Origin of the sequence: Methyloversatilis universalis EHg5, from assembly GCF_000378945.1 — a bacterium.
In the GTDB taxonomy this organism is placed as follows: Bacteria; Pseudomonadota; Gammaproteobacteria; order Burkholderiales; family Rhodocyclaceae; genus Methyloversatilis; species Methyloversatilis universalis_A.
In genome coordinates, this window is sequence record NZ_KB900539.1 from 491,594 (window position 1) to 517,978 (window position 26,385).

The window sequence follows — 26,385 nt, forward strand, 5'->3', positions numbered from 1 at the left end:
GCGGTGACTCCGATGCGTGGTTGCATGTGCGCGGCGGCTGCCGTGCGATGGATTCCATGCTACGGAGACTGGCGGCAGAGCGCCGGTAATCGGTCACGCCCGGGCCGGGCGATTCGTTACGTTTTGCGTCGCAACAACCGGCAAAGCCGCGCCAGCCGGCCGAATGCGGAACTGCGTCACGATCCGGCCAGGGGTCGCGCCAGCGAACCGGGCCCGGTGCCGGTGGCCGCCATCAGCCCCGGCAGGTGGTCCATCAGCACGCCGTACTCGCGCACCCGGGCCGGGCCGATCGGGTCGCCGGGCAGCGCTGCGGTCGCCGGATGCACCATCAGTGCGTGGCCGTCGGCGGCGCGCGCGAGCCAGTCGCCGAGCCGGCGCCGGTAGCCTTCGGCGTCGCCGTCGAAGCCGTAGGCGCCGAGCAGGCGCGGCATGCACTCCATGCCGGCGGCGGTGGCCAGCCGTTCCAGTTCGTCGGCACCGAGTGCGGCGATGAACAGCGCCTTCGCGCCGTCGCCGATGCGGGCGCCGCTGATGCGCAGCCAGGGCAGCCGGCCGGCGTAGCGCGCGGCCAGTACGTCGACCAGCGCCTCGCGCACCTGCGGCAGCTGGTGCACGTGCTGGTGTCCGTCCACATAGTCGGGCGCACGGCCGGTGGCGTCTTCGAACAGCGCGCACTGGGCGGCGATTTCCGCGCGCAGTGCGGCCGGGTTCAGCCGCCGCATCAGGCTGGCGGCGATGAGCGGCCACAGGCCGCGGCGCAGCGGGCTGAATTCGGTCAGGTCGAGGTGCAGACCCCAGCCGCAGACGGGGCCCTGATCACTGCCGTCATCCTCGTCGCCCCCGGCATCGCTGGCGGGCGGTGACGCGACCGGAATCCGCGCTGCCGCCGCACGCCAGCCGGGCGCACGCGTCATGCAGCCGGCGCCGGCCAGCCGGCCGGCTTCGGCCAGCGCCAGAATGCCGTCATCGACCGCGGCGTTGAAGCCGTAGTCGTCTGCGGTCACGAACACCGTCCTCATGCCGGCGGGTGGGCGAACGCCCAGTAGCGGCCGAGCAGCCAGGTGCTCAGTGCGACGAAGAACAGCACGATGCCCAGCGCCAGCCACAGCGGCAGCGGCGTGTATTCGAGCAGCGCCGCCAGCATGATCTGGTTGCCGACGAAGGCGGTGCCCGACACCGCCATCAGTTTCGGCAGTGCGGTGCGATGCGGCGCCTTCGTGCCGGCGAACGACAGGTTGCGGTGGCCGAGATAGCTCACCGGAAAGGCGCACAGGAAGCCGATCAGGTTGGACCACGCCGGCGCGATGCCGGTGGCCCAGTCCACGCCCAGCGTCACGAAGTAATGGGTGGCCGCGGCGCAGCCGCCGACGATGAGGAACAGCAGCACCGACGCGCGCATCAGCCCTGCGCCTCCCGACTGTCTTTGCCCGCCGGCTGCGCCGGCGTCACCACTTCGGCCACCACATAGGGCGGCCGGCCCTTCACTTCCTCGTACACGCGGGCGAGGTATTCGCCGAGGATGCCGATGAACAGCAGCTGCACGCCGGAGAAGAACATGATGCTCACCACCACGGTCGGCCAGCCGGGCACGTCGATGCCGAGCAGCATTTTCTCGATCACGATGAACAGGCCGTAGGCGAAGGCCAGCGTGGACAGCGCCAGCCCGGTCAGGCTGGCCAGGCGCAGTGGCAGCACCGAAAAGCTGGTGAGCCCGGTCCAGGCCAGCCGCATCAGGTTGAAGCGGTTGAAGGTGGTGGTGCCGGCGGCGCGCGGCAGCGGGGTGTAAGGAATGCCGACCGAGCGGAAGCCCACCCAGGCGTACATGCCCTTCATGAAGCGCTGGCGCTCCGGCAGTGCGAGCAGGGCATCGACCACCTTGCGGTCCATCAGCCGGAAGTCGCCGGCATTGGGCGGAATGTCGAGCCGGCCGCCGAGGTTCATCAGCCGGTAGAAGAGGCGCGACCCCACTTCGTTCAGCAGCCCCTGCTGCGCGCGGTCGTCGCGCACCGCATAGACCATGTCCCAGCCTTCGCGCCACAGCGCCAGCATGCGGCCGATCAGGTCCGCGGAATGCTGACCGTCGGCGTCCATGCACACCACCACGTCGCCGCGCGCGTGCTGCAGACCGGCGGAAATCGCCGCCTCCTTGCCGAAATTGCGCGAGAAGCGCACCAGCGTGACCGGCAGCCGTGCGGCGCAGGCGGCCGCGATGCGCGCGGTGTCGTCGCGGCTGCCGTCATCGACCACCACGATTTCGTAGTGCGGCACCTGGGCTGCGAGCTGGCCGGCGATCATGTCCAGCGTGCCGGCCAGCGCACCGGCTTCGTTGTAGGCGGGTACCACCACGCTGAACAGCGCAGGCGGGGCGGCGCGCCGGGCATCCGGCGGCAGAGGGGCGACAGTGACGGGCGCGGCGGGGGCGGATGAGGGTGCGGACACGGTGGCGGAGCGGCGGTTCGGGAATCCGCCGGCAGTTTAACCGCCCCTCGCTCAGTCCCGGTTTTTCAGCGCTTCGGCGGCGCGGGTGAAGTGCTGCATCAGGCGCACGCCGACATCGGTCGGAATGCCGGTGGCTTCGATCGCATGCACCATGCAGCGCAGCCAGGACACCACTTCGGCCTGCCCGATCGCGACGTGGGCGTGCATCTGCCGCAGGTTGGAGTGGCCCATGCGCTCGGCGTAATAGCGCGGGCCGCCGAGAAAGCCGCACAGGAACTCGAACTGCGCCTCGCGCAGGTGAGCGACGCCGAAGCCTTCCAGGTGCAGCTTGTGCACCGGCTCGCCGTCCGGGTGGGTTTCGACGATGTCGTAGAAGGCATTCACCAGCCGGCGCAGCGGCTCTTCTCCACCGATCTGCTGGAACATGCTGGCGGGCTTCGTGGCGGGCGCGTTCATCGTGTCGTGCTCTGTCAGGTCGGTGCTGCTCGGTCCGTGAAAGGCGGGTGTGGGGGCCGCGTGCGTGCGGTGCGCGGCCTGCCGTCCGGGCTCACATCCGTCCGGCATGCAGTACGTGCGGTGCATGGTTCGATTGCAGTCTTCCCCCGCACCGGGCCGTCGCTGCGCGGCGCCCACGACGCAAGAATCCGCCCGCGGGCGGCCGCGCACAATACCGCATTGGGGGTAGCCGGCCGGTCCGATGGAACTATGCCGAAGCCGGTGCGGCGGCCGGGCGCGCGTCGTCGGCGAGCAGCCGGCCGGCGTCGAGCGTGAGCACGCGGCTGACGCGCTCGAAGGCGCGCGGCCGGTGCGCGATCAGGATGACGGTACGGCCCGGCGCGTGCTCGGTCATCAGCGCGTCGATCACGCGCGCCTCGGTGTCGGCGTCGAGCGCCGAGGTGGCTTCGTCCAGCAGCAGGATGGGGGCGTTGCGCAGCACCGCACGCGCGATGCCTACGCGCTGGCGCTGGCCGCCGGACAGGCTGTGACCGCGCTCGCCGACCGGGCTGTCCAGCCCCTCCGGCAGCAGCGCGACCACGTCCTCCAGCTGGGCGATGCGGCAGGCCGCCAGCACGTCGACCTCGCTCACTTCGCGGCCCAGCGTCAGGTTCTCGCGCAGCGACAGGCTGAACAGTTCGGTTTCCTGCGGTACCACCGCCACGTGATGCAGCAGCGCCTCGTGCCGGATGTCGGCCAGCGGCACGCTGCTGCTGTCGGTGCGGTCATCGACAAACAGCCGGCCGGATTCCGGCGCGTACAGCGCCAGCAGCAGCTTCACCAGCGTGCTCTTGCCGGAGCCGGAACGGCCAGCGATGCCCACGTGTTCGCCGCGCGCGATGTCCATGTCCAGCGGGCCGAGCACCCGCCGGCCGTCGTGCGCGAAGGTGAGCGCGCGCGCCGAAATGCGCTGCCAGCCGGCCGGCCAGTCCTGCGTGCCCTGCGGGCCGGGCGGCGCGTCGAACAGCGGCATCATGCGGCCGAGGTTGGAGGTGCGCTCGATCATGGTCTGCACGCGGTCGGTCATGTCCATCGACGCCTCGCGCAGCGTGTTGAAGTAGGCGCTGTAGGTGAGCACCAGGCCGACCGACAGCCCGCCTTCCATCACGCCCCAGGCCACGCCGTAGATGTACAGCGCCCAGGCCGCCGCGGTGTGCAGCTGGAACAGCATCCACTTCGTGTTGGTGAGCCGCAGCCGTCGGTAGGCGAAGTCGCGCGCCGCCCGCTCGCGCTCGGCCACCCGCGCGCTCATGTCGGCCGCGGCATTCATCGCTTTCACCGACAGGATGTTGGCCGCGCTCTCGACGAAGCTGCCGCTGGCGTTCTCCATCGACGCGTTGATCTGGTCAGACAGCCGCGCGATGCGACGGTAGAAGTACCACTCGATGAAACCGAGCACGCCGCAGTAGTAGAGGAAGAACAGCGCGGTCGCCGGGTGCAGCAGCATGCAGGCGATCAGCGCGCCGAAGAAGGCACCGCTGGCGGTGAGCAGCGCATTGACCAGATCGCTGGTCCAGTCGCGCACCGCGTCCGCCCCGGTGATCACCCGCTGCGCCTTGTTGCCGGTGCTTTCCTTCTGGTGCCAGGCCAGCGAGAAATCGAGCAGCCGTTCGAAACCCCACACCTTGGCGCGCATGCGCGCGTCGATCGCCATGCGCCCGATCACCCGCTTGGTCGACAGCCGCACCAGCGCCACGCATGCGTGCGCCACGCCCAGCGTGCCCACCAGCGCATACAGCGGCGTCAGGCTGTCACCGCGCTGCCAGCCGAGCAGGAAATCCGCCACCCGCCCGATCAGGTAAGGCGGCAGCATCGGATAGAACTGCACCACGCCCAGCACGCATACGAAAAACAGATAGCGCCGCCGGTCGCGGTCCAGAAAGAACGCGATCGCGCGGGGTACGTCGGTCAGGCGGAAAACGGGCGGGGCGGACATGGCGGTACGGCTGGGGCGAGCCGCCCATTATCGCGGGTCGGCGCAGCGCTGGCTCGTACGAAAGGTCGATAGCCGTGTAACACCGCAGATGAGAGGCTTGGATAAATCGACGCAGTGCTCAATACCTTGAATTTACGAATGAATCGTCTGCATGGTTCGCTGGAATATCACGCAGTGGTCTGAGATATCACGCAAATGTGATTTATGCATCACGTTAGCGCCCATCACATTGGAGGAACTATGGATGCAATGAAGGCACAGCTTCGAGAAGATTACTCAGGCCGGGATACCACTGACCTGATCGAATTGCGAACTCGTGACACTCTTACGGATACCGCATACGAAGTCCTCGATGAAATACTAAAGGAACGCGGTATTGAAGCAACAGCAGTTGAAAAGGCACGAGAAGATCAGCAACTACAGCTAGAACGCGATGCCGTTGAGTCTCTCCCAAATATCGAGAGTGCCTGGCGAGGCATGTATCGTTCATTTATCGTAATTCTCGTTTCTGTCTCAGTGGTCCTAGCTCTTGGTGAGGGCGACAAGTCACCCATCACAATCAGCGGTGGCCTTGCCTTTGCCATTTCAACGCTCTTTTTCTGGGTAAAGCTATGGTCACTCACAAAGGCCTTGGGTAAGGACCCAGTGCCATGGCTACTCTTGGTCATCTTCGTTCCGTTTCTATTGGGAAAGGTCATCGCTGTTTATCAAATGTGGGGGCATGTTCTTCGTGCTCGAAAGAAAGCAAATGCAACCGTCGCCGCCTAATGCCGCATCGCTGTACTTCGCCGCAACTCCCGCTTCGAATGGCGACTTGTCTGCCCTCCTTCTATTCCTGGGCGCTAACCCATCGTTGCAGGGGGCGCTCCGCCTATCGGCGGCGCGCCTCTGAGCTCAGACGTTGAGGCTGTAGAAAAACCCCTCCCCACCTTCGTTCGTTTACATGCCGTCGTTATGATTGCGCATCGCCTCCCCGGAGCCCTGCGATGCCGCGATTCAAGACGCCCGACTACGACCTGAAGCTCATCCCGGTCGATTTCGCGCAGCAGGTGCTGCCCGGCACCTTCGAGTTCGCGCTCTGCCACCTGGTCGACAACGAACTCGATCTCTCCACGCTCCGCACCCGCTACGCCAACGATGCCGGGGGTGCCCCGGCCTTCGATCCGGCCGTGCTGCTCAAGATCGTGCTGCTCGGGTACTCGCGCGGGCTGATCAGTTCGCGTTCCATCGCCACCGCCTGCCGCACCAACGTGCTGTTCATGGCCGTCTCCGGCGACAGCGCACCGCACTTCACCACCGTCGCCCACTTCGTCAGCCGTCTGGGCGATGAGGCTCGCGCGCTCTTCACCCAGGTACTGCTCGTGTGCGACCGCCAGGGGCTGATCGGGCGCGAACTCTTCGCCATCGACGGCGTCAAGCTGCCGTCGAATGCATCCAAGGCCAAGAGCGGCACGCGTGCCGACTTCGAGCGCGAAGCCGCAAAGATGGAAGCGGCCGTGCAGCGCATGATCGGTGAGCAGAAGGCGCGCGATGCGCAAGCGAGCAATGACGACGCAGCCCGTGCACAGCGCACCCGAGAGCGCTTGAGCCACGAAGCAGCAAAGATCCGCGACTGGCTCGCGCGCAACCCACGTGACAGGCAAGGCGCCAAGGGCGCGCTGCGCCTGTCCAACCGCACCGACAACGACTCGGCCAAGATGGCCACCGCCAAGGGCGTGGTCCAGGGCTATACCGGCGTGGCCACGGTCGATGCGGCCCACCAGATCGTGGTCGATGCCCAGGCACACGGCACCGGATCGGAACAGGAACTGCTGTTGCCAGTGATCGATGCAAGCAGCGCACAGCGCAAAGAGCACACCGCGATCTGCGCTGACGCCGGCTATCACTCCGAGAAGAACCTCGCCGGGCTGGAGAGCCGGAACGTCCCCGCCTGGGTGTGTGACAACGGTTACCGGCAGCGCGACCCGAGATACGCCGATCAGGCCAGACACAAAGCAAAGCCTGACGCGCTGTGGGACAAGAGCGAGAAGGCGAAGCTGGCACGCACGGCCAGCAAGAACACGCGCTACGCCAACACCGACTTCACCGAAGCGGAAGACCGCAGCCACTGCCTCTGCCCGGCGGGCAAGCGCCTCTATCGCAACGGCGCCGAATGCACGATCAACGGCTACGCCGCCACCAAGTACACCGGTGCCGAGCGCGACTGCGTGCCGTGCGAGCAGCGCAGCCGCTGCCTGCGCACGCCAGAGAAGACCAAGGTGCGACAGGTCGCTTTCTTCCGCGGCAAACGCGACGGCGTCGAATCACACACCGAGCGGATGAAGCGGCGCATCGATTCCAGCGAGGGCAAGCGGATGATCGCCGCGCGGTTTGCCACCGTAGAGCCGGTGTTCGGCAACCTGCGGCACAACAAGCGGCTCGCCCGCTTCACGCTGCGCGGGCGCACAAAAGTGGATGGGCAATGGAAGCTGTACTGCCTGGTGCACAACATCGAAAAGCTCGGGCACCACGACTACGCAAATTAGGTAAGCTCGCGGGCAAGCCACGACGCCGGCATTGCGCCGATCAAAGGCCACGGCTGAGGTCAGGAGACGACGATGAAACGAAGATTGCGGAGCTGAAATGAGGATGAACGACTTCGGACCGGCCAAGGCCGGCAGCAACCGCTTGCCCCGAGATGGGGTTTTTCTACAGCGTCGTTAGCCCTCAAGGAACCCCATGCGAGCACTAGTGATTCCGCCTGCCGCACAACGTGATGACGACGCTGTCCAAATGCTCAGCGCTTGGGTAGCGGAGCGTGGGCTCCATTGCACGATGAACGTCGGAATGTGGAGCGCACAGGGGATGGACGAACCTGCCGCTTGGGGCACTTTGCTCGCGGATGTTATCCGTCATTTATCGAATGCAATGGCGGAGGAGCTAGGCGCGGCACCCACCGCGACCACCCGCACGATTGTTGATGGTCTCCTCGAAGAGTTGAATGAACCAACGTCCAATGTGAGTGGTGGCTTTCATGCTGGTCATTCTTAACCGCCTGTCCCTCATTCCGGCGTTGTGGGCTAACACTCCGGTCGAGGCGCGGCTTCGCCGCTGGGACGCCGTGCCGGCGAGGCCGGCCCGGCGCCCTTCACCTTCACGTTGGGCACCTTGACGTCGTACGGGATGAATCGGAGCACTTTGCGTCGGTTTGATAGAACTGCTCGCGCCTGTCTGACGAGCATCGCGCTTGCTTGCTCCTGCATGACGGCGGCCGCACAGAAGACTCTGTCGATGCCGTCCTCATCCATGGAACCTACGTTTGCAAGCGGAGCCGCGCTAAAGATAGATCTCTTCGCTTACCTGTTCACTTCACCTGCGCGTTGGGATGTCGTTGTCTACCGTAGCGCCGACGGAAGACATTTCCTGGCGAAGCGAGTTGTAGGAATTCCCGGCGATACGGTCTCCTATGACCGGACCAAGCGCCTGCACGTGAATGGCGTTGCGGTTACTCTCACCCCGATTGAACTCAAGACGCCTCGCGAGTTGCCGAACGTGCGAACTTTCGTGGAGGCGATAGACGCAGAGCAGCATCTCATTCAGCTCCGCGATGGCGCGCCCGCCGTTGCAATTGAGGCCATCGAGGGCTTTCCTTGGCATGACCGCTGTACATACGCTCACGGCGGGTTCACCTGCACAGTACCGCCGAGGCACTTCTTTGTACTGGGAGACAATCGCGACTCAAGCAGGGATAGCCGGTACCAAGGGTTCGTTCCCGAGGAAAGCATTGGAGGTCGCGTCGAGAATGCACCACCTATCCAAAGTGTGCGCTGAGGTGCCCAATCCATCGTATATGGACTCCCTCAAAATCAAGACTGATCGATAGTCTGGTTTCTCCGGGTAGATCACTTGCAGTCATCTATCCGGCATCGTAATGGGTTCAGAGTGACCCGTGCCGACATGGAATCTGTGCGGGGCGCGCCAATCGATACAAGCGGCACGCGTTTGGCTGTCGGAAGAGTTATCGGCGTTCGTCCCCGAGGGTGTGACCCGGTTGGCCATGATGGGCGATCTGTCTCGTGGCAAGCGGTGGCGGGAGGGGGTGACTCTGCTCAGGCAGTCACGGCGAACGAAGCCTGGTCTGCCTTTCTTGCAAGCCGGGGTTGGGGGTCACCGTAGACGGCGGCATCGCGCAGCACGCTGTAGCAGATGCGCGCTTGGATGATCGCCGCCCGCTTCACGCTGCGCGGGCGCGCGCGAACGGATTGGCAGTGGAAGCTGTACTGCCTGGGGCACAACATCGAAAAGCTCGGGCACCACGGATACGCAAATTAGGTAAGCTCGTGGGCAGGCCACGACGACGGCATCGCGCCAATCACGGGCCACGGCTGACGTCAGGAGACGGCGATGAAACGAAGATTGCGGAGCTGAAATGAGGATAAACCACTTCGGACCGGCCAAGGCCGGCAGCATCTGCTTGCCCCGAGATGGGGTTTTTCTACAGCGTCGTTAGGCATTATGCGTAATTTCGAGACCGACAACCCGTCCATTTTCGAACGCTGCTTTGCGGCCGCTTTCTCCGGCGTGGCTGCGGGAGCAACGTATGCAACCTTGCTGTTCTTTCACACAGGCACATGGGGCGCTGAGCAAGTAGAAGCATTTAAGGACATCGGCAAGTGGATTGTCCTTGCTGGAGCCGTTGTAGGTTTTTTGGGAGGTATCTCTTTGGTCGTGTGGATTTGGGGCGAAATCTGGGACACATCAAGCCAGCCTCTCTTCTCACTTCGCACTGCTGTTGCTTTGTTGGCCTTATCTGCAATTGCATATGGCATATTTATGCACATGCCTAAATGAACAAATCCACCCAGCCTTCGCGCCCCAGCCTAACTGGTCGTTCAACAAGAGGCCTACCAGCTTCGCTGGCTGCGTCCTGTTAACTCGGGCGTCAGACATCTATGGCCGAGCCTTCACCGTGGCGCACTCAGGTGGCTTCCGACGTAATTCGTGACGGGCTCGGGGTAGAACTCATCGACGGTGCGGATCTAGTCGTGGCTGCGGTGTTCCGATGCGATGCCGATCACACCGTTTCCTTCAGCCAGTTCGTTGAGTCTGTTCCGTTGCATGCTATCGAAATGCTTATCGCGCGCGCGAGGGATCGTCTGGATCCATTCGAGGACGGCAAGCCTTTGAGCTACGGCGAACGCGATGCCTAACCTTGTGTTCGATCGGACCCTCCGCGGCAAAGGCTCTCGTGGCCTTGCTCTTCATTTCTGGCAGCTCCGGCCTTTGCCGTTCCGGGCCGCTCAACGCGAACGTTCGGCGTCACAAGCATGAACTCTGATCAACGGTTCCGCGATCTCGGTGACGAGGATCGAAAATGGCTATCCGACCAACGGCGCACGATTGAAAAGCTGCTTGCCGGGAATCCCGATGCACAACTCAAGTATCAGACTTCGGCCGGAAAGCTCGGCACCATCCGGGCAGTGTTAGAGGGTTGCACCTTTCGATCTGATCAGACCTTTGAACTCCAGGGTCTCGGCATCATCCTCGGGGACGCACTATCTGCTGAGATGGGTTTGGTTTGGAAAATGCTCGAAGATCAGTACGGAATCAGCCCATGTCTCGTGGCGGAAGGAACATCGGTTGTTTTGTATCCACAGACCATGATTTCAAAGCGCATTGAGCGTGGTGAGGCAGTCGACGTGTTTGATCTCTTTAACTCGGTATGCGATCAGATTGAAGATTTGAAGGCGAGGGGGGCTGAGATGACGCCGAATTCGTCATTCCAGCGGACCTGTCGCAGCAATGGAGGCTGTATTGCCTGGTGCACAACATCGAGAAGCTCGGGTGCCACGGATACGCAAATTAGGTAAGCTCACGGGCAGGCCAAGACTACGGCATCGCGCAGGTCACGGGCCACGGCTGACGTCAGGGGACGACGATGCAACGAAGATTGCGGAGCTGAGATGAGGATGAACCACTTCGGACTGGCCAAGGCCGGCAGCAACCGCTTGCCCCGGAATGGGGTATTTCTACAGCGTCGTTAGGTATCATGGCTGATCTGTCGCGTGCAGCCATTATGCTGAACTCCGTTCTTGTATTCGTAGGGGTTGGGCCATTGATCGGCATGATTGGGATGCTGACAGACGCGCAGGTTGGGCCAATTTGGCCACTGTTCTTTCTCTTCGTATTTCCTGTGATGTTTGCCTATCAAGTAGGCGTTCAGGCTGCGATGATCGCTGGTCTGATATTTGGCATGACTATGTCTAGCTCGCTTAGATGGAGAAAAGCACAGACATCACGAATCCAGGTAGGTATTGCGATTGCTCTTGGAGCGCTTTCTGGGTACGTTGGGTTCTGTCTCCAAGCGGTACCCGAGAATTTTCACGTAGAAGACTGTACGTCTCCCGGTGCCATATTCGTTGGCTGCCTACCAGGCGTACTTTGCGGCTTGATTGTTCACTTAACATCGGAATGGCATAATTCCTAGCCTTTCGTATATGAACTCCCTCCAAAATCAAGACTGACCGACAGTCTGGTTTTACCGGGTAGATCACTTGCAGTCATCTATCCGGCATCCGTAGTGGGTTTTGAGTGATCCGTGCCGACATGGAATCTGCGCGGCGAGCGCCAATCGATACAAGAAGCACGCGTTTTGCCGCGGGAAGGGGTATAGGCGTTCGCCCCTGAGGGTGTGACCAAATCGGCCCTGATGGGCGATGTGTTTCATGCCCTGTAATGTTGGGAAGTGCAGGCCCTTCTCATACGATGTTTCAATGGCGATACGCGAAGCCCTCGAATCCGATCTCGAAGCGCTGGTGGCGGTGTTCACCGCGGCGGTACATGCGCTCGCTGGCGGCGCATACACCGCCGAACAGTGCGCCGCTTGGGCACCGATTCCGCCGGATCCGGAGGTCTGGCGCAACCGGCTGTCCGCGTTGAACGTGCTGCTCGCGTGCGAGGGTGAGCAGGTGGCCGGTTTCATTGGCTATGCGCCGAGCGGGCATGTCGATCTGCTGTTCACCGCGCCGCAGTTCGCCCGCCGGGGCGTGGCGACGGCGCTGTTCGGTGCGGCGTGCGCGGACATGCGCCGTTCGGGCGCGCAGCGCCTGAGTACCGAGGCGAGTCTGGCCGCCCGGCCCTTTTTCGAGCGGCAGGGCTTCGCGGTGGTCGCGGAAGAGGACGTGCTGCGGCAGGGCGTGGCATTGCGCCGATTCCGGATGACCCGCGACCTGCGTGTACAGGGCGCGTAATCGGCGGAGAGCGCGGCCGGCGACCTCGCATTGCTATGATCGTCCGTCGCCCGGCGATCCGCCGGCGTTGAGGGCGATCTTCATTCCCGGCGGGCCTGTTCCGGAATGCATTCATGCGCACAAGCAGCTGGTATTCGAATTTCGCGAAGGCGACCGCGCGTTTCTGCGGGCGGCCACGGGTGTTTGTCGTGGCGCTGCTGGTCATCGTGGTCTGGCTGGTTACCGGGCCGATCTTCGACTACAGCGACACCTGGCAGCTGGTGATCAATACTGGCACCACCATCGTCACCTTCCTGATGGTGTTCCTGATCCAGAACACGCAGAACCGCGACACCGAGGCGATACAGGTGAAGCTCGACGAGCTGATACGCGCGACCCGCGGCGCCCACAACGCGCTGCTCGATCTGGAAGAACTGGAAGACGAAACGCTGGACGCCTTCCGCAAGCGCTATCAGCTGCTCGCCACACATGCGCGGGCGGAGATGGGGCGCGGCTTCGAGGACACCGGCACGCCCGAGGCCTAGACCGGGGACGCCGCGGCAGGCCTTCACCGCTGCGGATCAGGACGCGGCTGGATTGCCTGCGCGCCAGACCCACCCGGGCGCCGGGGCCGACGCAGATCGCGCCGGTTCCGGCCGGCCGCTGCCTCCGGCGATGACCGGTGTCAACGCGCCGCAGTCGTGCGCGTAGACTCCGGTGTTCCGACAACAGAGGTTTTACGCATGAGAGTACTCATCGCACTGGCGATACTCGTTTCATCCCTTGCCGGCTGCGCGGTCTATACGCCGTCCGGCGCCGTCGTGATTGACCCCGCGGGGCCGCGTGGTTCGGGCGGCGGATTCTGCCCGCCGGGTCAGGCCAAGAAGGGCAACTGCTGAGCCGCTGAAGCCCGCACGCCGGGTTCTTCCGGTGCAGCCGCAGCGCGTGGCGGACTCCGGCGCCCTGCGCCCCGGCCTGCGTGCTGCGCGGCCGGTGCGCAGCGCAGGCTGCCGTGCCCCGAAAGGACGTCGAACGCGCGCAGACCTGCACGGTCTACGCCGCCACAGGAGGACGCATGAAAACCTATACGAAATCACCCGAGGCGATTGCCCGCCTCGACCCCGAGCAGTACCGCGTGACCCAGCAGAGCGGCACCGAATATCCGGGCACCGGCGAATACCTGCACAACCACGCGCCGGGCATTTACGTGGATATCGTGTCCGGCGAGCCGCTGTTCGCGTCGGGCGACAAGTTCGAGTCCGGCTGCGGCTGGCCGAGCTTTACGAAACCCATCGAGCCGGCGCACGTGGTGGAGCTGCGCGATTCCTCGCTCGGCATGATCCGCACCGAGGTGCGCTCGAAGCACGGCGACAGCCACCTCGGTCACGTGTTTCCTGACGGTCCGCGTGACCGCGGTGGACTGCGCTACTGCATCAACTCGGCGTCGCTGCGCTTCATTCACCGTGACGACATGGTGGCCGAAGGCTACGGCGACTATCTCGACCAGGTGGAGGACGTGCGATGAGCAGCGAACGAGCGGTGCTCGCTGGAGGCTGTTTCTGGGGCATGCAGCAGCTGCTGCGCCGTCTGCCCGGCGTGCTGTCGAGCCGGGTGGGCTACAGCGGCGGTGATGTGCCGAACGCGACCTACCGTAACCACGGCATGCACGCCGAGGTGATCGAGGTGGTGTTCGATCCGGCGGTGCTGAGCTACCGCCAGCTGCTGGAGTGCTTCTTTCAGATTCACGATCCGACGACGCCCAATCGCCAGGGCAATGATCGCGGGCCGTCCTACCGTTCGGCGATCTACTGGTGCAGCGAGGCGCAGCGCGAAGAGGCGCTGCGCACCATCGCCGACGTCGATGCCTCCGGTCTGTGGCCGGGCAAAGTGGTGACCGAAGTCGAACCGGTGGGCGATTTCTGGGAAGCCGAAGCGGAGCACCAGGACTATCTGGAGCATTTCCCGAACGGCTACACCTGCCACTTTCCGCGGCCGAACTGGGTGCTGCCGCGCAAGGCCTGATTGGTTGCGGGGCAGGGCTTCAGCGGGGAGGGTACGCGGTTTGCCGAGGCTGCATCGCGGCGGGGGCGCCGCTCCCACGGGGCATGCTCCGCGGGTGAATATCCGGTGGGAGCGGCGCCTTCGCCGCGATGGGGCGGGCGTATTGTGCTGCTGTCTTTCCACGGTCAGACAGCGGTGAATTGAAGACGCTCGATCCGGCGTACTGCCCAACGGGCTGCACCGGTTACTTCCCCGGCCGAACCGCGGGCTGCCGCGCAAGGCCTGATTGTTTGGGAGCAGGGCTTCAGCGGGGAAAGTACGCGTTTCGCCGAGGCCGCATCGCGGCGGGGGCGCCGCTCCCACGGGGCATGCTCCACCGGTGAATATGCGGTGGGAGCGGCGCTTTCGCTGCGATGGGGCGGGCGTAGTGCGCCAGCTATCGCTGCCGCACTACCGCTGCGCAATGACGAAAGCAGACGCCACAAACGAAAACGGCGGACATGGGCACCCCCCATGTCCGCCGTGAGCTGCCGCTGTGCGGCGCTGCTTGCTAGGGCTGCGTGCCGCCCGGCAGCACTTCTCCGTCGTCGAACTTCGACAGCCACTCGATGGTGGTGGGCTTGTAGCGCACCAGACCCTTGTACTCGGCCAGTTCGTTCGGCAGCGTGCTCAGCACGCGGTGGAAGCGCTTGGCCCAGCGCGGGTGGGTGGCCAGATCGTTCATGCTGGCCAGATAGCCGCGGATCGAGAACAGCATGCCGTTGCTGCGCGGCAGACGGAACAGGGCCTGCAGTTCGACCCGCAGATGCACCTTGTCACCGACGTTGTCCGGCGTGACGCTGGCACGGTCCGGACCCCACTCGGGGTAGGTTTCCGGCGAGGTGTCGAGGCGCGGGTTGATGGTCATGGTCCAGTTCAGGCGGCGTACCGGGCGGCTCTGCTGCAGCATGAGCAGATACTTCAGCGCGCGGTCGAACACGCCCAGTTCGTGGGCCAGCGGCACCGGGCCGTGCCATTCCATGAAGCTCATGCCGGCGTCGAACATGAGCGACCAGTCGGCCTGCGAGGTGATCATGCCGGAGTCGGCGAACAGGTTGTTGTCGCGCTGGTCCATGATGACGAAATCACCCTGACACTGGCGGCCGATGTACTCGAACGGCGGGCAGGGCAGCGTTGCGGCGTCGCCGAAGGTGAAGGTCTGGTCGATGCCCAGCGGCTTGTTAACCCAGTGCCAGCGCTCACCGTCCTTGGTCAGCGTGAACAGTTCGGGGTAGTCGCGCGACAGCGACTCCATGATCAGTTCCAGCGTGTCCCACTCGGCGTCCATCATGTGCGGCAGTGACACGCAGCGGCCCGGGTCGCGCTCGAGCGTGATCGCGCGGTCACGCATTTCGGCGATGTAGTGTTCGTCGATGTCGAAGGCGTTCTCGAACACCGAACCTTCCGGTCCCTTGGTGTGCGGCTCCATGTTGACCGAGTACATGTACTGGTCCTGATGGAAGGGGAAGGGGAAACGTTTGATGGCCTGGGGCGAGTTGCGGTAGGTGTAGGTACCGCGGAAGGTTTCGTCCGGCTTGAATGCGATGGTCATGGTGTGCTCCTCCTCACAGGTTCAGCGTCAGGCAACCGCCCTTCAGGCGGGAGACGCAGGGCATGATCTTTTTGCCCGAGGCGCGTTCTTCGGCGCTCAGGTACAGGTCGTGATGGATCAGTTCGCCGCTGGCGTCGACCACTTCCAGTTCGCACTGGCCACAGGCGCCGCCACGGCACAGGTAGGGCGCATCGACGCCCTGCTGTTCGATCGCTTCCAGCAGTGACAGGTCGCTCGGCACGGTGAAGGCCTTGCCCGACAGCGTGAGCTGCACGTCGAACGGTTCGCCGCCGGTCGGCGCCAGGAACTGCTCGCTGTGCAGGTGGCTTTCCGGCCACCCGAGCGCCTTGCCGGCGTTCATGCTGGCGGCCACCATGCCGCCCGGGCCACAGATGTAGAAGTGGGTGCCCAGCGGGCGGCCGGCCAGCAGCGACGAGAACTCGATCTGTTCGCGGCGCGACTGCACGTAGTGATGGATGCGGCCCGGAGCCAGCGCTTCGAGCTCGTCGACGAACACGCCGTACTCCGGCGCGCGGTAGGCGTAATGCACTTCGAAGTCGGCGCCGAGGCGGGCCAGTTCGCGTGCCTGCGAAAGAATCGGCGTAATGCCGATGCCGCCGGCCACCAGGATGTGGCGGCGGCCGAGGCGGTTCAGCGAGAACAGGTTCACCGGCGCGGAAATGTCGATGCGCATGCCTTCGCGCGCCTGTTCGTGCAGCCAGCGCGAACCGCCGCGCGAATCTTCCTGCTTGCGCACGGCCACCCGCCAGGTCTTGCGGTCGGTCGGGTCGCCGAGCAGCGAGTATGGATTGCGGTGCGGGCGGTCGCTCAGCGGCAGCGACAGCACGATGTGGCTGCCGCCGGAATAGATCGGGAAGTCATCGCCGTCGGTGCGCGACAGGCTGAATTCGCGGATGCCCGGCGCCAGGTCGCGGATGCGTCGGATTTCGACGTTCAGGGATGCGCTGCTCATGGGTAAGCCACCTCCGCAGCAGGCACTTCGCCCGGCACTTCGGCATCGATCTGGAAGCCCATGTAGGCACCCAGGCGACGGGAGAAGTGATCGCGCACGAACAGCGATCGGCCACAGCCGCTGCATGAAACGATATTGGTATGCACGCCGCGGGTGATGGTGCGGCAATGGACGCAGAACACCGGGCGCGCCTTGGTGCCCAGCTGTGCGTGACGGATTTCGTCGCGGCTCACGCCGAAGGTTTCGGCCAGCTGCGAGACCTGCCAGATCGCGTCTTCGGAGCCGGCGAGGTAGATGCGCGTGCCCATCTGCGCCACGTAGAAGGCGTCACGCAGTACTTCCAGCGCCTCGGCCAGGGTGTGCGCCTCGAGGTAGAGGGCGGTGTCCGGCAGGTTCTGCGACCACACGCTGCGGCTGTCGTCGGCCGGGCGCAGATGGACGAGCGTGAGCGTGCCGCCGGGCGGATTGGACAGCAGGCGCTGCGCTAGCGCAGCGTCTTCGGCGCTGACGAACAGGATGTGGTGCGTGCCGGTACGGTCCCATTCGAGCTCGGCGTAGATCGGCTGGCTTTTGGTGGCTAGGGTGGACATGCGGCGTCTCGATACGTGGTGTTGCAGGGTGCCGCCGCGCGCGGCAATCCACGCGCGGCGGTGGGATCAGAGCGCGATCAGCGCTTCTTGTCCGGATGGGTGCGCTGACGCAGCGGGTCGTAGAACGGCGTCGGCACGACCAGCGCGGCCAGCTTGCCGGCCTTGGCTCCGATCGTCAGGCGGGTGCCCAGATTCGAATGCGACGGCTTCAGGTGCACCATGGCCAGCGACTGCATCAGCAGGCGGCTGTACGAGGCCGAGGTGACCACGCCGACTTCCTTCTCGCCGTCATAGACCTTGGCGCCTGCTTCCACCGCTTCGTGGTGGGTCACGATCATGCCGGCCTGCTTGACGCGCTCACGGCCCTTCAGTGCGAGCACGGCGGCCTTGCCGATGTAGTCGCCCTTCTTGTCGAGGTCGACCGCCCAGTCCATGTTCACTTCCCACGGCGTGGTGTCGCCTTCCGGCATTTCGAACGGGAAGAACAGCAGGCCGCCTTCGACGCGGGTCAGATCCAGCGCGGTCCAGGAGCAGGGGATGACGCCCTTCGGCTTGCCGGCTTCCACGATGGCGTCCCACAGGAACACGGCGTCAGCAGCGGTGCAGTACACCTCGTAGCCGCGCTCGCCGGAGTAGCCGCCGCGGCCCAGAGTCACCTTCTTGCCGAACAGCGTGGTTTCGACGTGGTTGAAGTAGGGCAGCGCAGCCAGGTTGGCCGGGGTGTGCGGGGACAGCACGTCGAGCGAGACCGGGCCCTGCAGCGACAGGATGTGCACATCCAGGTCGGCGGCGATGGTCACGTTCTTGCCGACCGACAGTTCGGCCAGGGTCTTCGGCGTGGCGCCGCTGCCGTGCGAAATGCGGAATTTGTCGGCGGCATCGCGGATGATCATGATGTCATCGACCAGTGCGCCGGCTTCGTTCACTTCGCCGCCGAGGCGGGCGGTGCCCGGCTTCAGCTTGGTCACGTCGATGGTGACCAGGCGGTCGATCACGGCTTCGGCGTCCGGGCCGGACACGTTCACGATGTTCAGCGCCGACACGTCGTACAGGCCGGCGCGCGAGCGGGTGGCGATCACTTCATCGTGCGGGCAGCTGTTGTAGCTCCACGGGATCGGCATGTTGTTCCACGTATCGCCATCCAGCTTCGAGCCGAGCTGACGGTGACGCTCGTTCAGAATCGAATTCCTTTGCATTTCCCGGTTCTCCTTGTCTGAGGTGTCGCCGCGCAGCGCGTGCGATCTGAGACCGATTCTGTTGCCGGGGGCAGGGGCGGACAATTCTCAAGAGGGGTTACCCCCTAGGTGGTATGTGCGCCGCCGCATGGGCTGCGTAGGCTTTGCCCATCACGACAGCGGAGACGCAGGATGGCGACAGCGGGCGGTTACACGGGTGCGTGCCTGTGCGGCGGGGTGCGATACGCGATCAGGGGCACGCTCGATGCGCCGGTGGCCTGTCACTGCAGCCAGTGCGCACGCACCAGCGGCCACCATGCGGTGATGGCCTGCTGTGCCGACGCGGATCTGGACGTATCCGCCGGCGGCACGCTGCGCTGGTACGCCTCATCAGCCAGCGTGAAGCGCGGCTTCTGCGAGCGGTGCGGCGGCAACCTGTTCTGGAAGGACGCGACCAGCGCGGTCACCTACGTGACCGCCGGCACGCTGGACCGGCCGGCCGGGCTGAAGCTGTCGGCCCACATCTTCGCCGGCTCGCGCGCCGACTATTACGACATCGACGACGATCTGCCGCGCAGCGACGCCTGGTAGGCCGTTTCCGGCCCCGCGGCGGCGGTCGGGCTGCGCCGGATGACGACTCCATCGCGACCGGCCGCGTACCCCGTGCGGGCCGGCCGGCACATCGGCGCCTGAAATGAAAAAGGGCGAGGAACGGCTTTCGCCGCTCCGCGCCCTGCTGCCTGCGGACTGCGATCAGGCGCGCACGCGCGCCTTGGTCGGGTCGTAGTGCGAGGTCTTCACCTGTGTGGCCTTGATGCGCTTCTGGTGGCCGTCCAGCTTGCCGACTTCCACCGTGGCGCCCAGTTCGACCGCCGACACGTCCAGTCGCGCCAGCGCGATGGTCTTGCCGAGTATCGGCGAACGGGTGGTGCTGGTGATCTGGCCGATCTGCGCGCGACCGTTGAAGATCGGATCGCCGTGCGCCACCAGTTCGGTGCCTTCGATGTCGAGGCCGACCATGACGCGCGCCGGGTGGGCCTTGCGGCGCTCCAGCGCGGCCTTGCCGACGTAGTCATCCTCCTTGTCGGCCGCCACCGCGAAACCGATGCCGGCTTCGAACGGGTCGGTCTGGTCGCAGAAGTCGTACTCGGCGAAGATGAGCGCGGCTTCGATGCGCAGCATGTCGAGCGCGGCCAGGCCCATCGGCGCAATGCCGTGCGGCTCGCCGGCTTTCGCGATGGCGTCCCACACCTGCACCGCGTGCTTCGGGTGGCACCACACTTCATAGCCCAGTTCGCCGGTGTAACCGGTGCGCGACACGACGACCGGCAGGCCCTCGATCTTGCCCACGGTCAGGCGGAACCACTTCAGTTCGTCCATCGACGCATTGCCCGGCGGCGTGACCACGATTTCGCGCAGGATGTCGCGCGACTTCGGGCCCTGCACCGACAGGTTGTGCAGCTGGTCGGTGGAGGACTTCACCCACACGCGCAGGTTGTTCTTCGCCGCCAGTTCGCGCAGCCACACGCCGCAGTAGTCGTCGCCGCACACCAGACGGAAGTTGTTCTGGCACAGCCGGAACACCGTGCCGTCGTCGATCATGCCGCCGTGCTCGTAGCAGAGCGCGGTGTAGACGATCTGGCCGACCGCCAGCTTGCGGATATTGCGCGTCGTGGCCAGCTGCAGCAGCTGCTCGGCGTCCGGGCCGGTGATTTCGAACTTGCGCAGCGCGGACAGATCGATCATCACCGCGCGTTCGCGGCAGGCCCAGTATTCGTCGATCGGGCCGTTGGACGAGAACGAATCCTGCAGCCAGAAGCCGCGGTACTCGACCATGCGGCGGGTGAGCGCGGAGGTGCGGGCGTGGAAGCCGGTCTCGCGGGTCAGTTTTGGGGCGGCGTCGGGCGTCATGCGGTGTGCGATCCCTTTGGAGAAGTTGTTCGAGGCGTCATAGACCCGGACGTGGATGTCGGTGGGGTTCCAGCCGTTGGCCGGGTCGATGTCGTCGGTGCAGGACGAGGAGGCGCAGACCAGATCGGTCATCGCGCGCAGCAGCACGTAGTCGCCGGCACGCGACCACGGTTCGTCCAGGCTGATGCTGTCGTCGTGATTGACGATGGTGTTGTAGAAGAAGTTGATCGCCGGCCAGCCTGCGCGACGCGCCACGCCGTGCGGTTCGAGCGCGTTGTTGAAGTTGTCGCTGCAGTTGGCGTGACCGGGGTAACCCATGTCGTCGTAGTACTTCGCGCTGCAGGCGAGCATGAAGGTGTCGTGGCGGCCGACGGTGTCGCGGACCACCTCGACCAGCGGTACCTGGCGCTCGTCGTAGTACTTGTTCAGCAGGCCGGGGCCGGGGCTGGCCGAACCCATGAGCGTGCGCGTGGTGGTCGGGTCGAGGTCGTATTCCTGTCCCTGCGCCAGCGCGGCAGCGTCGAAGGCGAGGAAGTCGGAGCACTGGCGGCCATCGACGTCGATCACCTGGATGTAGTCACCGGCCTTCACGCGGTAGGCGTGCGCGGTGCCGGCACCGATGCGCAGGTCGAGCACCGGCGGAGCCAGCGGCGGCGGCGCGATGCCGGCCACCGGTTCGGCGCACTCGACGTCGGCGATCAGTTCGGTGGGCGCGTTCTGCGCGTCGGGCTGCATGTCTTCGCCCGGTGCGTGCAGCGCGCAGCGCACGGCGCCCGGCGCGGCAATGATGCGCTGGCCGCCGGCCAGTCCGTCGCTGCCGAACACCTCGGCACGGACCAGGCTCCAGCCGGCCGGCGCACCGCTGAGCAGCGCGCGGGCGAAGGCCGGCACGTCGGCCGGGGTGGTGACGGGCAGACCGGGCAGCATGGCTTCCGCGATGCCGGCCGGGCCTGCGACATAGAGATGGCCCGGTTGCAGACCTTCCGGGTCGGTCAGCGTGAGGCGGTCGCCGGCGGCCAGGTCGAAGGAGACCGAGCAGCCACCGGCGGCGACGTGGCGGACATGGCGTGCTCGCGTTCGCGCGGCAGTCGCCGGATTCAGCGTAGGTTCGACGATCGTGTTCATGTCTTGGAAGCACCTGCGACCCGGCGTGTCCGAGGGAGGTCGGACAGACCGGGTCGCGTCAGGATGGATCGATCAGCAGGTCCGGCGCGGTGGCGTCAGACCTGGGCGCGTCAGGCCTGTTCGGTCGATTCCGGCTCGTTCAGATAGGCCTTGAGCGAGTCGTCGAGCGCTTCCAGCCACGAGGTGTGGTGCGGCGTGGCCATGGTGCCGGTCATCAGCGAGCGGTAGCACTTGTTGCGGTAGCCCATGATGTCTTCGTACTTGTCCTGCTTCCATTCCAGGAAAGTGCGGTTCACTTCGGGAATCGGGAAGCTCGGATAGTCGGTGCCATCGATCAGGTGCTGGATGTACTTGCCCTGGAATTCGAACATCTGCTGGGCGTCTTCCAGCGTCAGTTCCTCTTCGCGCCACTTCATGTCCTCGGCGTGCATCTCTTCGTACGACGGCACCGGCAGGCGGCCGAGAATGACGTCGCGCGCGTACCAGGCCTGGGCGTCGAACATGTTGAAGCTGTACCACTGATCCTGCATGCCCAGGTACATCAGCTGCGGGTTCTCCTCCCACATGATGCCCTTGTACAGATTGAGCGGCCACAGGCGGTTGTCGGTCTTCAGGCGCAGCTCTTCGGCCAGGAAGGGGAAATGGTGCTTGTAGCCGGTGCACAGGATGATTGCATCGATGTGCTTGCTGGTGCCGTCGGCGAAGTGCGCGGTCTTGCCGTCCACGCGCAGCAGCTGCGGCTTCTCTTCCCAGTTGGCGGGCCACTTGTAGCCCATCGGGTTGGTGCGGTAGCAGCTGGTGATCGAGCGGGCGCCGTACTTGTAGCACTGCGAGCCGATGTCTTCCGCCGAGTAGCTGGCGCCGACGATGAGCACGTCCTTGTCCTTGAATTCCAGCGCGTCGCGGAAGTCGTGGGCGTGCAGCACGCGGCCGCCGAAGCTTTCGAAGCCCGGGAAGTAGGGCACGTTCGGGGTCGAGAAGTGACCGCTGGCGACGACGACGTAGTCGAACTCTTCCGAGTAGGTCACGTCCTGGTCGTAGTTGTGCACGGTGACCGTGAACTTCTTGGTCGCGTCGTCAAAGGTGACGTTGCGGGCGGCGGTGTTGAAGCGGATGTACTTGCGCACGCCGGCCTTTTCAACGCGGCCCTTGATGTAGTCCCACAGGACTTCACGCGGAGGGTAGGAGCCCATCGGGCGACCGAAGTGTTCGTCGAAGGTGTAGTCGGCGAATTCCAGACATTCCTTCGGGCCGTTGGACCACAGATAACGGTACATGCTGCCGTGCACCGGCTCGCCGTGCTCGTCCAGGCCGGTGCGCCAGGTGTAGTTCCACATGCCGCCCCAGTCGGACTGCTTTTCGTAGCAGACGATCTCGGGAATATCGGCACCCTTGGCCTGGGCTGACTGGAAGGCCCGGAGCTGGGCAAGGCCGCTGGGGCCGGCACCGATGATGGCAACGCGCTTCTTCATGATCTGTATCCCTCTTCTGTGGTCCGTGTGTGGATACGACCGCGGCATGTTCCTGTCCGCGCGGTCGCGGGCTGGACGCAGGACTGTCGCCGCGTCTCAGGTGCGGCGAATGATGCGAAGGCGGATCAACCCCCACAATTCTCAAGAGGGATTACCCCCAAAGGGGTAAGGGGTTTTGCGGCGCTGCGGCATACGGCTGCCGCGAGAACGCTGCGCAGCGGGGGCGGGTGTTCGGATCGTGGGCGCTGGCGCGGTTGCCGGCCCGGGCGTCATTCCTTCTGCATGCAGCGACGGCGCTCAGAAGCGCAGCAGGAGAGGGAGCCGGGCGCGCGCTTACCTCTTTGTGGGTAATCCCTTGTGAGAATTGTTCCGACAACTGTGCGCTTCCAATAATCGGCCCGACATCGCAACACCGTGCACTCCTGCCGGTCGCGAAGTGCGGGGAGATCAGTGTGACGCAGCGCCACTGCCATTCGTACCACCGCTCGCCGGACTGCCTTGCGGCGTCCGCTCCGCCCGCCCTTTCCTGTCCGCCGGCTGCATCGACGCAGCCGGAGGCATCTCCGCTTCACCCCGTCCCGAGTATCGAGGTTCGCATCCGGCAGCGCCGTCGGGTCGCGGACCGACTCATAACCGGTTGGCTATGGGCAGGCCTTCCGTTTCTCAAATCGCCCGAAACCGTGGATCAACAGAGGGAGAACTCCGTGTCAAATCATCGACGTCATCGCAGCACCCTGGGCGCAGCCATGCTTGCGCTGTTCGCCGTACCGTTCTGTGCGCAGGCGGAAGAGGCCCCGGCCCCTTCGTACACCATCACGTCGAACATCGGCGTGTTCTCGCAGTACATCTTCCGCGGCATTTCGTACACGCAGGAAAACCCGGCGGTGCAGGGCGGCTTCGATTTCGCGCACGAGAGCGGCGCCTATCTGGGCATCTGGGGCACCAATGTGAGCGATCTGGCGCTGTCGAACGCGACCGGCGAGATCGACGTGTACGGTGGCTATGCCAAGACCTACGGCGACTGGACGTTTGACGTGGGCTTCCTGCAGTTCATTTTCCCGGGCGGCAAGTATGATCCGTCGGGCGAGAGCCTGAACACGCTGGAACTGAACGCGGCGGTGACCTGGAAGTTCATCCAGCTGAAGTACTCGCATTCGGTGACCGACTACTTCGGTTTCAACGACAAGACCTTCGGTCTGGGTCGTGGCGACTCGGATGGTTCGCACTACCTCGAGGCGAACGCGAACTACGAGTTCCTGCCGACGTGGCAGCTGAACCTGCACGTGGGTCACCAGAAGGTGAAGAACTACGAGGAGTACAACTTCACCGACTGGAAGGTGGGCGTGACGAAGAGCTTCGACGGTGGCTGGCAGGCAGCGGTGGCCTATATCGACACCAATGCCGACAAGAACTTCTACACCATCTGCGACAACGGCATCCGCTGCAAGGACACCGGCGACAGCAAGTGGCTCGCCTACATCAAGCGCACCTTCTGATGAATCCCTGGGCGTCGGCGTAAGCCGGCGCCCTTTTCGTATCGAGGGAAATGACCATGAGCAGCAATGCAGATGTAATCGGCAGCATGTCTGGCGGGGCTTCGGCCAGCCGGGCTGAAAATGCCGCGCTGCACCGGAAGATCGACTGGACCGGTGCATTCTGGGTGGCCAGCGGCGTGCCCGCGCTGGTGCTGTTTTCGATCGGTGCCATCGCGGCGACCGTGGGCAAGCCGTCCTGGCTGGTGTGGACGCTGTCGATCGGCTTCGGTTTCATCCAGGCCTTCACCTATGCCGAAATCGCCGGCCTGTTCCCGCACAAGTCGGGTGGCGCGTCGGTGTACGGCGCGGTCGCCTGGGTGCGCTACAGCAAGCTGATCGCACCGGTGTCCGTGTGGTGTAACTGGTTCGCCTGGTCGCCGGTGCTCGCCATCGGTTCAGGGCTGGCCGCGGGCTACATTCTCGGCGCGCTGTTCCCGGCCGATGCCGCGATCAATACCTGGCAGCTCACGCTGGTCGATCTGAGTTCGATCAAGGCCGGGCTGTCGCTGCGCATCAACGCGACCTTCCTGGTCGGCGTGGTCATCCTGCTGGCGGTGTTTGCCATCCAACACGGTGGCATCCTGCGCTCTGCACGGACCACCATGGTGCTGGGTGTGGTCGCGCTGATTCCGCTGATGCTGATCGCGCTGGTGCCGCTGCTGACCGGTGACATTCCGTCGGCCCACTTCTCGCCGATGCTGCCGATCGCTCGCGACGCGCAGGGGCTGGTGATCGACGGTGCCTGGGACATGGCCGGCATCACGCTGATGGCGGGCGGCCTGTTCATCGCTGCGTGGTCTACCTACGGCTTCGAAACCGCGGTCTGCTACACCCGCGAATTCAAGGACCCGAAGAAGGACACCTTCAAGGCGATCTTCTATTCCGGCCTGCTGTGCATCGTGGTGTTCACGCTGGTTCCGCTGGCCTTCCAGGGTCATCTGGGCCTGGGTGAAGTGGTGACCCCGCCGGTGGTGGAAGCCGACGGTACGGTGTCGACTCCGGCGGTCTACAGCGGCATGCTGGCCCCGGAAATCTACAGCGGCATGGGCGTGGCGAACGTGATGTCGCACATGGTCGGCGGTGGCGAGATCGTGGCCAACCTGCTGGTGGTGATGCTGGTGCTGGCGGTGCTGCTGTCCATCATGACCTCGATGGCCGGCTCGTCGCGCACGCTGTACCAGGCATCGGTCGATGGCTGGCTGCCGCGCTACCTGTCGCACGTGAATGAGCACGGCGCCCCGACGCACGCGATGTGGACCGACCTCGGCTTCAACCTCATCCTGCTGCTGATGTCGGACTATGTGTTCGTGCTGGCCTGCTCCAACGTCGGTTACATCATGTTCAACTTCCTGAACCTGAATTCCGGCTGGATCCACCGCATCGACCGTCCGGACTGGGAGCGTCCGTTCAAGGCACCGAAGATCGTGCTCGGACTGGGCGTCATCCTGGGCTTCGTGAATCTGTCGCTGATGGGTCTGGGCGCCGACATCTACGGTGCCGGCACGCTGACCGCCGGTCTGGTGTTCGCCTCGCTCATCATCCCGGTGTTCCTGTACCGCCACTATGTGCAGGACAAGGGCCAGTTCCCGGATGCGATGCTCGAGGACATGCACCTCGGTGACGCGCTGCCCAAGGGCGGCAAACGCGCCGGCATCCTGCCCTACGTCACGCTGGCAGCTGGCGTGGTGGTGGTGATCGTGGCGCACAACCTCGCGGTGTACTGAGATCCGCGAACCGCCTGCGGTCCGCCGCAGGCGGCGCAGCAAGGGCCGTCCGGACTGATGTCCGGGCGGCCTTTTTCTTTGCGTGAACCCGCTGCATCGTCCGTCCGGTCGTGCAGGGAGCGTGATGCGGAATGCATCACGCATGGATTCTGAAGCGGGGTGCCGGGAGGGGCGCAGGAAAAGGACGGGTCACCCGCCTGTCATTGCGGT

General features: G+C 64.7%; 26 protein-coding genes and 1 pseudogene. 16 read left to right on the forward strand and 11 right to left on the reverse strand.

The window, feature by feature from the left end; all coding sequences use genetic code 11:
* Window positions 1-176: 176 nt before the first annotated feature.
* From METUNV2_RS0102225 to METUNV2_RS0102245, 5 genes are all read right to left on the reverse strand, one after another.
* The gene (locus METUNV2_RS0102225) at window positions 177-1,019 is read right to left on the reverse strand and encodes a ChbG/HpnK family deacetylase (protein ID WP_026187806.1); all 843 of its coding nucleotides are present in this window, start codon (window positions 1,017-1,019) and stop codon (window positions 177-179) included.
* Window positions 1,016-1,399, reverse strand: coding sequence for a GtrA family protein (locus tag METUNV2_RS0102230; RefSeq protein ID WP_018227890.1), 384 nt, complete (start codon window positions 1,397-1,399; stop codon window positions 1,016-1,018). The genes METUNV2_RS0102225 and METUNV2_RS0102230 overlap by 4 nt, the downstream gene beginning before the upstream one ends.
* The gene (locus tag METUNV2_RS0102235; protein WP_051081948.1) at window positions 1,399-2,391 is read right to left on the reverse strand and encodes a glycosyltransferase family 2 protein; all 993 of its coding nucleotides are present in this window, start codon (window positions 2,389-2,391) and stop codon (window positions 1,399-1,401) included. Before METUNV2_RS0102235 ends, METUNV2_RS0102230 begins: the two co-directional genes overlap by 1 nt.
* 99 nt (window positions 2,392-2,490) lie before the next feature.
* Complete coding sequence (locus tag METUNV2_RS0102240; RefSeq protein WP_018227892.1) at window positions 2,491-2,895, reverse strand: group II truncated hemoglobin; 405 nt, start codon at window positions 2,893-2,895, stop codon at window positions 2,491-2,493.
* Window positions 2,896-3,142: 247 nt separating this feature from the next.
* Window positions 3,143-4,870, reverse strand: coding sequence for an ABC transporter ATP-binding protein (locus tag METUNV2_RS0102245; protein WP_018227893.1), 1,728 nt, complete (start codon window positions 4,868-4,870; stop codon window positions 3,143-3,145).
* A gap of 249 nt (window positions 4,871-5,119) precedes the next feature.
* Here METUNV2_RS0102245 and METUNV2_RS19775 point away from each other — a divergent pair, with 249 nt between their 5' ends.
* The 13 genes and pseudogenes from METUNV2_RS19775 to msrA all read left to right on the forward strand — a co-directional run bounded on the left by METUNV2_RS19775 (window position 5,120) and on the right by msrA (window position 14,100).
* Window positions 5,120-5,638: a hypothetical protein gene (locus tag METUNV2_RS19775; RefSeq protein WP_198288839.1), complete on the forward strand. Its 519-nt coding sequence runs from the start codon at window positions 5,120-5,122 to the stop codon at window positions 5,636-5,638.
* 218 nt (window positions 5,639-5,856) lie between these two features.
* The gene (locus METUNV2_RS0102250) at window positions 5,857-7,395 is read left to right on the forward strand and encodes a transposase (RefSeq protein WP_018227894.1); all 1,539 of its coding nucleotides are present in this window, start codon (window positions 5,857-5,859) and stop codon (window positions 7,393-7,395) included.
* Window positions 7,396-7,588: 193 nt separating this feature from the next.
* Window positions 7,589-7,900: a DUF5076 domain-containing protein gene (locus METUNV2_RS19440; protein WP_081618497.1), complete on the forward strand. Its 312-nt coding sequence runs from the start codon at window positions 7,589-7,591 to the stop codon at window positions 7,898-7,900.
* A gap of 132 nt (window positions 7,901-8,032) precedes the next feature.
* Window positions 8,033-8,680 carry a signal peptidase I gene (lepB, locus tag METUNV2_RS20295; RefSeq protein WP_081618498.1) on the forward strand — a complete coding sequence of 216 codons (648 nt, stop codon included), beginning with the start codon at window positions 8,033-8,035 and terminating at the stop codon, window positions 8,678-8,680.
* Between the two features lie 396 nt (window positions 8,681-9,076).
* A pseudogene (locus METUNV2_RS20300) lies at window positions 9,077-9,181 on the forward strand (transposase); the annotation flags it as partial.
* A gap of 183 nt (window positions 9,182-9,364) precedes the next feature.
* Window positions 9,365-9,700, forward strand: coding sequence for a hypothetical protein (locus METUNV2_RS19780; RefSeq protein ID WP_157281267.1), 336 nt, complete (start codon window positions 9,365-9,367; stop codon window positions 9,698-9,700).
* 131 nt (window positions 9,701-9,831) lie between these two features.
* Window positions 9,832-10,059 carry a hypothetical protein gene (locus METUNV2_RS0102265; RefSeq protein ID WP_198288840.1) on the forward strand — a complete coding sequence of 76 codons (228 nt, stop codon included), beginning with the start codon at window positions 9,832-9,834 and terminating at the stop codon, window positions 10,057-10,059.
* 117 nt (window positions 10,060-10,176) lie between these two features.
* A complete protein-coding gene (locus METUNV2_RS18810; RefSeq protein WP_051081870.1) occupies window positions 10,177-10,719 on the forward strand; it encodes a DUF3806 domain-containing protein in 543 nt (180 codons plus the stop codon).
* 846 nt (window positions 10,720-11,565) lie between these two features.
* On the forward strand, window positions 11,566-12,099 hold the full coding sequence (locus tag METUNV2_RS0102275) for a GNAT family N-acetyltransferase (protein WP_232415590.1): 534 nt from the start codon (window positions 11,566-11,568) through the stop codon (window positions 12,097-12,099).
* 113 nt (window positions 12,100-12,212) lie between these two features.
* On the forward strand, window positions 12,213-12,623 hold the full coding sequence (locus tag METUNV2_RS0102280; protein ID WP_018227898.1) for a low affinity iron permease family protein: 411 nt from the start codon (window positions 12,213-12,215) through the stop codon (window positions 12,621-12,623).
* A gap of 198 nt (window positions 12,624-12,821) precedes the next feature.
* Window positions 12,822-12,977, forward strand: coding sequence for a hypothetical protein (locus METUNV2_RS19960; protein WP_088178079.1), 156 nt, complete (start codon window positions 12,822-12,824; stop codon window positions 12,975-12,977).
* Window positions 12,978-13,153: 176 nt separating this feature from the next.
* Window positions 13,154-13,603: a peptide-methionine (R)-S-oxide reductase MsrB gene (msrB, locus tag METUNV2_RS0102285; RefSeq protein ID WP_018227899.1), complete on the forward strand. Its 450-nt coding sequence runs from the start codon at window positions 13,154-13,156 to the stop codon at window positions 13,601-13,603.
* Window positions 13,600-14,100 (forward strand): peptide-methionine (S)-S-oxide reductase MsrA, encoded by a 501-nt coding sequence (gene msrA / locus METUNV2_RS0102290; RefSeq protein ID WP_026187808.1) that lies wholly within the window; start codon window positions 13,600-13,602, stop codon window positions 14,098-14,100. The genes msrB and msrA overlap by 4 nt, the downstream gene beginning before the upstream one ends.
* Before the next feature lie 529 nt (window positions 14,101-14,629).
* On the opposite strand, the gene METUNV2_RS0102295 is transcribed toward msrA, so the two are convergent.
* The 4 genes from METUNV2_RS0102295 to METUNV2_RS0102310 all read right to left on the reverse strand — a co-directional run bounded on the left by METUNV2_RS0102295 (window position 14,630) and on the right by METUNV2_RS0102310 (window position 18,429).
* The gene (locus tag METUNV2_RS0102295) at window positions 14,630-15,670 is read right to left on the reverse strand and encodes a heme-dependent oxidative N-demethylase family protein (RefSeq protein WP_018227901.1); all 1,041 of its coding nucleotides are present in this window, start codon (window positions 15,668-15,670) and stop codon (window positions 14,630-14,632) included.
* 13 nt (window positions 15,671-15,683) lie between these two features.
* The gene (locus tag METUNV2_RS0102300; protein WP_018227902.1) at window positions 15,684-16,643 is read right to left on the reverse strand and encodes a PDR/VanB family oxidoreductase; all 960 of its coding nucleotides are present in this window, start codon (window positions 16,641-16,643) and stop codon (window positions 15,684-15,686) included.
* The gene (locus METUNV2_RS0102305) at window positions 16,640-17,233 is read right to left on the reverse strand and encodes a C1 domain-containing protein (protein WP_018227903.1); all 594 of its coding nucleotides are present in this window, start codon (window positions 17,231-17,233) and stop codon (window positions 16,640-16,642) included. Before METUNV2_RS0102305 ends, METUNV2_RS0102300 begins: the two co-directional genes overlap by 4 nt.
* Window positions 17,234-17,310: 77 nt before the next feature.
* Window positions 17,311-18,429, reverse strand: a complete 1,119-nt coding sequence (locus METUNV2_RS0102310; protein WP_018227904.1) for an aminomethyltransferase family protein — start codon at window positions 18,427-18,429, stop codon at window positions 17,311-17,313.
* Window positions 18,430-18,600: 171 nt separating this feature from the next.
* On the opposite strand from METUNV2_RS0102310, the gene METUNV2_RS0102315 reads away from it, so the two are divergent.
* Window positions 18,601-18,999, forward strand: a complete 399-nt coding sequence (locus tag METUNV2_RS0102315) for a GFA family protein (RefSeq protein ID WP_018227905.1) — start codon at window positions 18,601-18,603, stop codon at window positions 18,997-18,999.
* Window positions 19,000-19,161: 162 nt separating this feature from the next.
* On the opposite strand, the gene METUNV2_RS0102320 is transcribed toward METUNV2_RS0102315, so the two are convergent.
* Window positions 19,162-21,444 carry a DUF1989 domain-containing protein gene (locus METUNV2_RS0102320; protein ID WP_018227906.1) on the reverse strand — a complete coding sequence of 761 codons (2,283 nt, stop codon included), beginning with the start codon at window positions 21,442-21,444 and terminating at the stop codon, window positions 19,162-19,164.
* A gap of 110 nt (window positions 21,445-21,554) precedes the next feature.
* The gene (locus METUNV2_RS0102325; RefSeq protein WP_018227907.1) at window positions 21,555-22,916 is read right to left on the reverse strand and encodes a flavin-containing monooxygenase; all 1,362 of its coding nucleotides are present in this window, start codon (window positions 22,914-22,916) and stop codon (window positions 21,555-21,557) included.
* Between the two features lie 746 nt (window positions 22,917-23,662).
* On the opposite strand from METUNV2_RS0102325, the gene METUNV2_RS0102330 reads away from it, so the two are divergent.
* Together METUNV2_RS0102330 and METUNV2_RS0102335 are read left to right on the forward strand one after the other, a co-directional pair.
* Window positions 23,663-24,412, forward strand: a complete 750-nt coding sequence (locus tag METUNV2_RS0102330) for a TorF family putative porin (RefSeq protein WP_018227908.1) — start codon at window positions 23,663-23,665, stop codon at window positions 24,410-24,412.
* 56 nt (window positions 24,413-24,468) lie between these two features.
* Window positions 24,469-26,175: an APC family permease gene (locus METUNV2_RS0102335; protein WP_026187810.1), complete on the forward strand. Its 1,707-nt coding sequence runs from the start codon at window positions 24,469-24,471 to the stop codon at window positions 26,173-26,175.
* The last annotated feature ends 210 nt before the right edge of the window (window positions 26,176-26,385 follow it).

What these genes read in the sequence shown, in the direction of transcription:
- METUNV2_RS0102225 (WP_026187806.1), bottom strand. Translation starts at nt 1,019, where the DNA reads ATGAGGACGGTGTTCGTGACCGCAGACGACTACGGCTTCAACGCCGCG.
- METUNV2_RS0102230 (WP_018227890.1), bottom strand. Translation starts at nt 1,399, where the DNA reads ATGCGCGCGTCGGTGCTGCTGTTCCTCATCGTCGGCGGCTGCGCCGCG.
- METUNV2_RS0102240 (WP_018227892.1), bottom strand. Translation starts at nt 2,895, where the DNA reads ATGAACGCGCCCGCCACGAAGCCCGCCAGCATGTTCCAGCAGATCGGT.
- METUNV2_RS0102245 (WP_018227893.1), bottom strand. Translation starts at nt 4,870, where the DNA reads ATGTCCGCCCCGCCCGTTTTCCGCCTGACCGACGTACCCCGCGCGATC.
- METUNV2_RS19775 (WP_198288839.1), top strand. Translation starts at nt 5,120, where the DNA reads ATGAAGGCACAGCTTCGAGAAGATTACTCAGGCCGGGATACCACTGAC.
- METUNV2_RS0102250 (WP_018227894.1), top strand. Translation starts at nt 5,857, where the DNA reads ATGCCGCGATTCAAGACGCCCGACTACGACCTGAAGCTCATCCCGGTC.
- METUNV2_RS19440 (WP_081618497.1), top strand. Translation starts at nt 7,589, where the DNA reads ATGCGAGCACTAGTGATTCCGCCTGCCGCACAACGTGATGACGACGCT.
- lepB (WP_081618498.1), top strand. Translation starts at nt 8,033, where the DNA reads ATGAATCGGAGCACTTTGCGTCGGTTTGATAGAACTGCTCGCGCCTGT.
- METUNV2_RS19780 (WP_157281267.1), top strand. Translation starts at nt 9,365, where the DNA reads ATGCGTAATTTCGAGACCGACAACCCGTCCATTTTCGAACGCTGCTTT.
- METUNV2_RS18810 (WP_051081870.1), top strand. Translation starts at nt 10,177, where the DNA reads ATGAACTCTGATCAACGGTTCCGCGATCTCGGTGACGAGGATCGAAAA.
- METUNV2_RS0102275 (WP_232415590.1), top strand. Translation starts at nt 11,566, where the DNA reads ATGTGTTTCATGCCCTGTAATGTTGGGAAGTGCAGGCCCTTCTCATAC.
- METUNV2_RS0102280 (WP_018227898.1), top strand. Translation starts at nt 12,213, where the DNA reads ATGCGCACAAGCAGCTGGTATTCGAATTTCGCGAAGGCGACCGCGCGT.
- METUNV2_RS19960 (WP_088178079.1), top strand. Translation starts at nt 12,822, where the DNA reads ATGAGAGTACTCATCGCACTGGCGATACTCGTTTCATCCCTTGCCGGC.
- msrB (WP_018227899.1), top strand. Translation starts at nt 13,154, where the DNA reads ATGAAAACCTATACGAAATCACCCGAGGCGATTGCCCGCCTCGACCCC.
- msrA (WP_026187808.1), top strand. Translation starts at nt 13,600, where the DNA reads ATGAGCAGCGAACGAGCGGTGCTCGCTGGAGGCTGTTTCTGGGGCATG.
- METUNV2_RS0102295 (WP_018227901.1), bottom strand. Translation starts at nt 15,670, where the DNA reads ATGACCATCGCATTCAAGCCGGACGAAACCTTCCGCGGTACCTACACC.
- METUNV2_RS0102300 (WP_018227902.1), bottom strand. Translation starts at nt 16,643, where the DNA reads ATGAGCAGCGCATCCCTGAACGTCGAAATCCGACGCATCCGCGACCTG.
- METUNV2_RS0102305 (WP_018227903.1), bottom strand. Translation starts at nt 17,233, where the DNA reads ATGTCCACCCTAGCCACCAAAAGCCAGCCGATCTACGCCGAGCTCGAA.
- METUNV2_RS0102310 (WP_018227904.1), bottom strand. Translation starts at nt 18,429, where the DNA reads ATGCAAAGGAATTCGATTCTGAACGAGCGTCACCGTCAGCTCGGCTCG.
- METUNV2_RS0102315 (WP_018227905.1), top strand. Translation starts at nt 18,601, where the DNA reads ATGGCGACAGCGGGCGGTTACACGGGTGCGTGCCTGTGCGGCGGGGTG.
- METUNV2_RS0102320 (WP_018227906.1), bottom strand. Translation starts at nt 21,444, where the DNA reads ATGAACACGATCGTCGAACCTACGCTGAATCCGGCGACTGCCGCGCGA.
- METUNV2_RS0102325 (WP_018227907.1), bottom strand. Translation starts at nt 22,916, where the DNA reads ATGAAGAAGCGCGTTGCCATCATCGGTGCCGGCCCCAGCGGCCTTGCC.
- METUNV2_RS0102330 (WP_018227908.1), top strand. Translation starts at nt 23,663, where the DNA reads ATGCTTGCGCTGTTCGCCGTACCGTTCTGTGCGCAGGCGGAAGAGGCC.
- METUNV2_RS0102335 (WP_026187810.1), top strand. Translation starts at nt 24,469, where the DNA reads ATGAGCAGCAATGCAGATGTAATCGGCAGCATGTCTGGCGGGGCTTCG.